This window comes from Yoonia sp. (genome assembly GCF_036007805.1).
Lineage (GTDB): Bacteria > Pseudomonadota > Alphaproteobacteria > Rhodobacterales > Rhodobacteraceae > Yoonia.
This window is the reverse complement of record NZ_DASYOK010000124.1, coordinates 1-5,474: the sequence shown is the minus strand read 5'-3', so window position 1 is coordinate 5,474 and position 5,474 is coordinate 1. Positions and strand designations below refer to the sequence as shown.

Annotated in this window: 9 protein-coding genes; 3 read left to right on the top strand and 6 right to left on the bottom strand. The window is 59.9% G+C overall.

The genetic code is table 11. The features are described from left to right. Window positions 1-118: 118 nt before the first annotated feature. A complete protein-coding gene (locus VGP75_RS06890) occupies window positions 119-310 on the bottom strand; it encodes a hypothetical protein (protein ID WP_327542949.1) in 192 nt (63 codons plus the stop codon). A 130-nt stretch (window positions 311-440) separates the two neighbouring features. Here VGP75_RS06890 and VGP75_RS06885 point away from each other — a divergent pair, with 130 nt between their 5' ends. After that, window positions 441-629, top strand: a complete 189-nt coding sequence (locus tag VGP75_RS06885; protein ID WP_327542948.1) for a CTP synthetase — start codon at window positions 441-443, stop codon at window positions 627-629. A gap of 4 nt (window positions 630-633) precedes the next feature. On the opposite strand, the gene VGP75_RS06880 is transcribed toward VGP75_RS06885, so the two are convergent. Then, window positions 634-747 carry an entericidin A/B family lipoprotein gene (locus VGP75_RS06880; protein WP_055291933.1) on the bottom strand — a complete coding sequence of 38 codons (114 nt, stop codon included), beginning with the start codon at window positions 745-747 and terminating at the stop codon, window positions 634-636. Between the two features lie 109 nt (window positions 748-856). After that, complete coding sequence (locus VGP75_RS06875; RefSeq protein ID WP_327542947.1) at window positions 857-1,594, bottom strand: alpha/beta fold hydrolase; 738 nt, start codon at window positions 1,592-1,594, stop codon at window positions 857-859. Window positions 1,595-1,672: 78 nt separating this feature from the next. Here VGP75_RS06875 and VGP75_RS06870 point away from each other — a divergent pair, with 78 nt between their 5' ends. After that, complete coding sequence (locus VGP75_RS06870; protein WP_327542946.1) at window positions 1,673-2,041, top strand: hypothetical protein; 369 nt, start codon at window positions 1,673-1,675, stop codon at window positions 2,039-2,041. A 45-nt stretch (window positions 2,042-2,086) separates the two neighbouring features. Here the strand turns inward: VGP75_RS06870 and glyA are convergent, their stop codons facing one another. After that, window positions 2,087-3,382, bottom strand: coding sequence for a serine hydroxymethyltransferase (gene glyA / locus VGP75_RS06865; RefSeq protein WP_327542945.1), 1,296 nt, complete (start codon window positions 3,380-3,382; stop codon window positions 2,087-2,089). A gap of 187 nt (window positions 3,383-3,569) precedes the next feature. Here glyA and VGP75_RS06860 point away from each other — a divergent pair, with 187 nt between their 5' ends. Further along, on the top strand, window positions 3,570-4,334 hold the full coding sequence (locus VGP75_RS06860) for an NAD kinase (RefSeq protein ID WP_327542944.1): 765 nt from the start codon (window positions 3,570-3,572) through the stop codon (window positions 4,332-4,334). On the opposite strand, the gene VGP75_RS06855 is transcribed toward VGP75_RS06860, so the two are convergent. Next, window positions 4,331-4,738 carry a BLUF domain-containing protein gene (locus tag VGP75_RS06855; RefSeq protein ID WP_327542943.1) on the bottom strand — a complete coding sequence of 136 codons (408 nt, stop codon included), beginning with the start codon at window positions 4,736-4,738 and terminating at the stop codon, window positions 4,331-4,333. The genes VGP75_RS06860 and VGP75_RS06855 overlap by 4 nt on opposite strands. Window positions 4,739-4,838: 100 nt before the next feature. Then, the coding region (locus VGP75_RS06850; RefSeq protein WP_414727784.1) for an AMP-binding enzyme at window positions 4,839-5,474 on the bottom strand (636 nt) is incomplete at its 5' end.

Below are 5,474 nucleotides of genomic sequence, written 5' to 3'. Positions count from 1 at the left end.
GCATCGCCTGCGTTCAGTTCCAGCTCGGCGAGAAGGTCGAAGGGGTTGTCGTGTTTACTTTTCATATCTTTCAAACTAGAGCGTAGCGGGTTAAATCAAAACAGTCTTTTTTGGTCATTCACCCACCCCGAACCTCCCGCCAGCCATCCTCATCCACCGCCTTCAACCGCGCGAGCGCCGCTGCGGCCTCGGCCCGCAGCGCCTCTTTCGCGCCTGCTTTCACCGTCTCGACCTCTGCCACCAGCGCGTCGATCTCGGGCAGGGGCGTGTCTGTCGCGGCCTCAGCGAACGTAGGGTGGGTGAAACCCACGCGTCGTGAATTGATCCGACTACGCGTGGGTTTCACCCACCCTACGCACCCCCACCTTTGACCTGCATCAAGGACACTGCGTCTCCGCGATTGCTATGCCGCAAGCATCAAACGCTACGGAGACACCCACATGCTGCGCCTTGCATCCATGCTTTATTCCATCATCGGCACGACACTGGCCGGAACGCTGATCATTGTCGCGCTCACGGCGGGCTATGACACATTGGTCCCGATCCTGATCGCGGCGGGCGTCGGTGCGGTGGCGGGGTTGCCGGTCAGCTATCTGGTCGCGCAGGCGATTATCAAGAACAAGGTCTGATGCCCTAGAGCGACCGGTCGATGGCCGCGCCCGCGTTGGTGATATCACGCCCAACCCCTTGCACGGTTTCACAAGCGGCAAGACCAAGGATGGCGATGATCAGGGCGATACGGGTCATGGGAGGCTCCTTCGAGAGTGATGTTTCGGCAATCCTAGCACCGCCCCCCGCCGTGGCAAGAGAGTGCATCGCGTATGTACAGGGTGTGTACAGGTTGTGTACAGGATGTTTACGCCAGAAATGCGCTGACCGCCGCCGTGAATTCGCGCGGTTTTTCCGCATGCAGCCAGTGCCCCGCGCCGGGAATTTTGGCAAAGATCGCACCCGGGAAAAGCGCCTTGATCTGCGGCCGTGCCTCGCGCTGGACATAGGGCGAATTGGCCCCCGACAGGAAAAGCGTCGGCCCGTCGAATTGCCCTGAAATTTCCGGAAACCCGATGATCTTGTCCATCTCGGCGGCCAGTACATCCAAGTTAAGCCGCCAGCGTTTCTCTTTCATATCAAGGCTTTGGAGCAGAAATTCCGCCACCCCCGGTTCCAGCCCCGTCAGTTGCGCCTTGGCATCCCCGCGGGTCTCGATACCCGCCAGATCAACCCCGCGCATCGCCGCAATCGGCCCCATCTGGCTATGGGTATAGGTCACCGGCGCGATATCGGCGACAACGAGGCGGTTCACCAGCGCAGGCTGCGTCAGCGCCAGCACCATCGCCGCCTTGCCCCCCATGGAATGTCCAATGACATCAGTGGGTTGCGTGATAACTTGCGCCAGATCCGCCGCCATATCGGGATAGCTGTGGCTGTCATACCACGCGCTGCCCGCGTGATTGCGCATATCAACGGTGATCACGGGCCGCGTGGCCGACAACCGCTTGGCAATCACCCCCCAGTTCCGCGCCGACCCGAACAGCCCATGCGCGATCAGCAAAGGTGTGCCCGCAGGCCCGTCATATGTCACCGTGTTCAACATGCATCTACTGCTACCTGTCTGTGCCATCGGGGACCAGAGGGATTGAGCAAATTTCCGACACGCACTAACGGTGGCGCCATGGCAGAAACGATGCGTCAAATGGTGGATGAGGTGCGTGCCGCGTTGCAGGACAAGCTGCGCGTGCGTGGGCGTAGTTTGGATGCGCAGATCCGCAGGGCAGGGCGCCAGCTTCCCCGTCACGTCCGCAATGATGCCACCTATCTGGCGCAGGCTGTGGCGCTGAGTGACAACCCCAAACTGGCGCGCATGATCGATATGACCAAGGCGAAAAAGGCCCATCGCAATATACTGGCCCATCTGGATACGGTTGATATTGGCGCGCAAAGACGCAATGCCGCACTGAACATGCTGGCATCGGTCATGTTTGCATTGCTGGTGACGGGGGTTTTGCTGCTTGGCGTGCTGTGGGTGCGCGGGTTTATCTAGGCAGCGGGGGGCGTGCCCGGCGTTGCCGCCGGGCTGCTTGATCTTTTACAGGTTCGGATAAATCGGGAAGCGGTCGCAGAGCGCTTCGACCTCGGCGCGCACTTTGGCTTCAACCTCGCCGTTGCCGTCCTCACCATTGGCGGCCAGACCTTCGGTCACTTCCACGATCCAGTCAGCGATCTGACGGAACTCGGGCTCGCCAAAGCCGCGTGTCGTGCCGGCGGGTGACCCCAGACGGATGCCGGACGTGACCATCGGGCTTTCCGGATCAAAGGGGATGCCGTTTTTATTGCAGGTGATATGGGCGCGCTCCAACGCCTTCTCGGTCGCGTTGCCTTTGACGCCTTTGGGGCGCAAATCAACCAGCATCAGGTGCGTGTCGGTGCCGCCGGTGACGATATCAAGGCCACCTTTCATCAACTGGTCGGCCAGCGCTTGGGCGTTTTTGACAACCTGTGCCTGATAGGTCTTGAATTCAGGGCGCAGCGCCTCGCCAAAGGCGACAGCCTTGCCTGCGATCACATGCATCAGTGGACCGCCCTGAATGCCCGGGAAGATGGCCGAGTTGAACTTTTTCGCCAGCGCCTCGTCATTGGTCAGGATCATGCCGCCGCGGGGGCCGCGCAGAGTTTTATGTGTGGTCGTCGTCGCGACATGCGCGTGCGGGAAAGGCGAGGGGTAGAGGCCCGCGGCCACAAGACCCGCAAAATGTGCCATGTCGACCAGCAGGTAGGCCCCGACACTATCTGCGATTTCGCGCATTTTTGCAAAGTCGATGATCCGCGGAATGGCCGAACCACCGGCGATGATCAGCTTGGGCTGATGTTCCGTTGCCAGTTCCTGCACCTGATCATAGTCCAGCAGGCTGTCCTGCTGACGCACGCCGTACTGGATGGCGTTATAAATTTTGCCTGACTGGTTAGGTTTGGCTCCATGTGTCAGGTGACCACCTGCATCAAGCGACATGCCAAGGATCGTATCACCTGGCTTGATCAGCGCCTGAAAGACACCCTGATTGGCCTGAGACCCGGAATTGGGCTGCACATTGGCAAAGCTGCATCCGAAGAGTTCGCAAGCGCGGTCGATGGCAAGGTTCTCGGCCACATCCACATGCTCGCATCCGCCGTAATAGCGGCGGCCGGGGTAGCCTTCGGCGTATTTGTTCGTCATCACGCCGCCCTGCGCTTCCATCACGGCGGCGCTGACGATGTTTTCTGACGCGATCAGCTCGATCTCTTTGCGCTGGCGTTTCAGCTCTGCTTGCATCGCGGCGTGCAGTGCTGGGTCGCGTGTTTCCAGTGTTTCGGTGAAAAACCCGTTGTCGCGGACAGTGATGTTCATGGGTGCATCCCCCCTAAAGGTGCCAAAAAATAACAGACTTGCGCCCTCTTACCCTAGGTCGTTCCTCGCCAAAAGCATCAAAACGACCAAGATGTTTATGAGCGCGCCATTAAGGGTTTCGTATCGGCGGCTTGCGTTTCGGGTCCGATCACCGCACAACTTATCGGAACTGAAAGGTTTTTACGTCATGCCGCGCCCCAAGATCGCCTTTGTCGCCAGTCCTGTGCCGATTGCACAAAATGCCTTGCGCGCTTTGGCCGCAAAGCATGGGGACGTGCCGCAGGATGAGGCTGATGTGATTGTTGCCCTCGGGGGGGATGGTTTCATGCTTCAAACCCTGCACGCCACGCAGGGATTGGATGTGCCAGTTTACGGGATGAACCGCGGCACTGTCGGGTTCTTGATGAACGAATATCACGCGGATGATCTGCAGACGCGGCTGGATGAAGCCGAGGAAGAGGTGATCAACCCGCTGACCATGACCGCGCTGACCGTTGATGGCGCGATGCATGAGGCGCTGGCAATCAACGAGGTCAGCCTGCTGCGCGCGGGCCCGCAGGCGGCGAAACTGCGGATTACTGTGGATGGCAAGCTGCGGATGAACGAGCTTGTCTGCGATGGCGCGCTGGTGGCAACACCTGCGGGGTCAACGGCCTATAACTATTCCGCGCACGGGCCGATCCTGCCCATCGGGTCGGACGTTCTGGCGCTGACGGCAATGGCCGCCTTTCGCCCCCGCCGCTGGCGGGGGGCGCTGCTGCCGAAAAAGGCGGTGGTGCGGTTCGACGTGATTGATCCGGGCAAACGCCCCGTGATGGCCGATGCCGACGGGAAATCAGTACGCGATGTAGTCAGTGTGGAAATCCACTCGGAACCGTCGGTCCGGCACCGGATCCTGTTCGATCCGGGGCATGGGCTGGAGGAACGTTTGATCAGGGAGCAGTTCGCTTAGGAATTTTCCTGCGGCTGTGCAGCAAGCCTGCTGAAAATCTGCAAGACGTCGTCTTTGGACGCGCTATGCGCCGCGCCGCGGTCGACCTCTTCGCGGGTCCACATCCATGTTTGCACCGGATCGTCCCGCATGGCCCATGCGCCAAACATCCGCTCGGTGACCGGCTGGTTCACAAGCTGGGTGACCTCGACATGACGGTCGTCGCGCGTAATCTTGTCATAGATGTGCTGCACATTCTCGGCAGGACCTTCAAGCAACTGCAGGTAGAGATCATCACGGCAGATCAGGCAGCCTGTGACATCTGCGGCTGCGTTCGTGGCCCGCGCCTTGAAAAGGATATCCAGCAGGGTTCCCGCATCAAAACCGAATGGACGTGAGGCATAGATGAGTTGAAGCAAGGGCATGAAGCAGACCACTTATGATGAAACAGGGTGTCCACCCCCTCTGATCGCAGGACGCCGAGAGGCCAAGGCTGCCTTGTTTGCGGGGTGATGTCCAGATGCCCTATGACGATCCGCCAGCATAGCCCAGCGGCTTCAACGCTTCCTTGATCTCGTCCAGAATAGCCGGATCATCAATGGTTGCGGGCATCTTGAACGCTTCGCCATCCGCGATCTTAACCATCGTCGCGCGCAGGATCTTGCCCGACCGTGTTTTTGGCAGACGGTCAACCACAGCAACCAGTTTGAACGCAGCCACAGGGCCGATCGTATCGCGCACCCGTTTGACGCAGTCTTTCACGATCTGTTCCGGCGTCGTCTCACAGCCCTTGTTGAGGCAGACAAACCCCATGGGTAGCTGCCCTTTCAGCTCATCCGTCACCCCGATCACAGCGCATTCCCCAATGTCGGGATGCCCCGCAAGCACCTCTTCCATGGCCCCCGTCGAAAGCCGGTGCCCCGCCACGTTGATCACATCATCAGTCCGCGCCATGATGTAGAGGTACCCGTCCTCGTCGATCATCCCCGCATCGCCGGTCTCATAGTAACCCGGGAAGGTGGTCAGGTAGGATTTCACAAAGCGGTCTTCGGCGTTCCAGAGCGTCGGCAACGTGCCCGGGGGCAGGGGCAGTTTGACAGCGATGGCACCCAATTCGCCGGGTTTCATCGGGTGGCCCGCTTCGTCCAGAATCTGCACGTC

Excerpts from the sequence above, each read along its gene's own strand:
- VGP75_RS06885 (WP_327542948.1), top strand. The coding sequence starts at position 441 with ATGCTGCGCCTTGCATCCATGCTTTATTCCATCATCGGCACGACACTG.
- VGP75_RS06880 (WP_055291933.1), bottom strand. The coding sequence starts at position 747 with ATGACCCGTATCGCCCTGATCATCGCCATCCTTGGTCTTGCCGCTTGT.
- VGP75_RS06875 (WP_327542947.1), bottom strand. The coding sequence starts at position 1,594 with ATGTTGAACACGGTGACATATGACGGGCCTGCGGGCACACCTTTGCTG.
- VGP75_RS06870 (WP_327542946.1), top strand. The coding sequence starts at position 1,673 with ATGGCAGAAACGATGCGTCAAATGGTGGATGAGGTGCGTGCCGCGTTG.
- glyA (WP_327542945.1), bottom strand. The coding sequence starts at position 3,382 with ATGAACATCACTGTCCGCGACAACGGGTTTTTCACCGAAACACTGGAA.
- VGP75_RS06860 (WP_327542944.1), top strand. The coding sequence starts at position 3,570 with ATGCCGCGCCCCAAGATCGCCTTTGTCGCCAGTCCTGTGCCGATTGCA.
- VGP75_RS06855 (WP_327542943.1), bottom strand. The coding sequence starts at position 4,738 with ATGCCCTTGCTTCAACTCATCTATGCCTCACGTCCATTCGGTTTTGAT.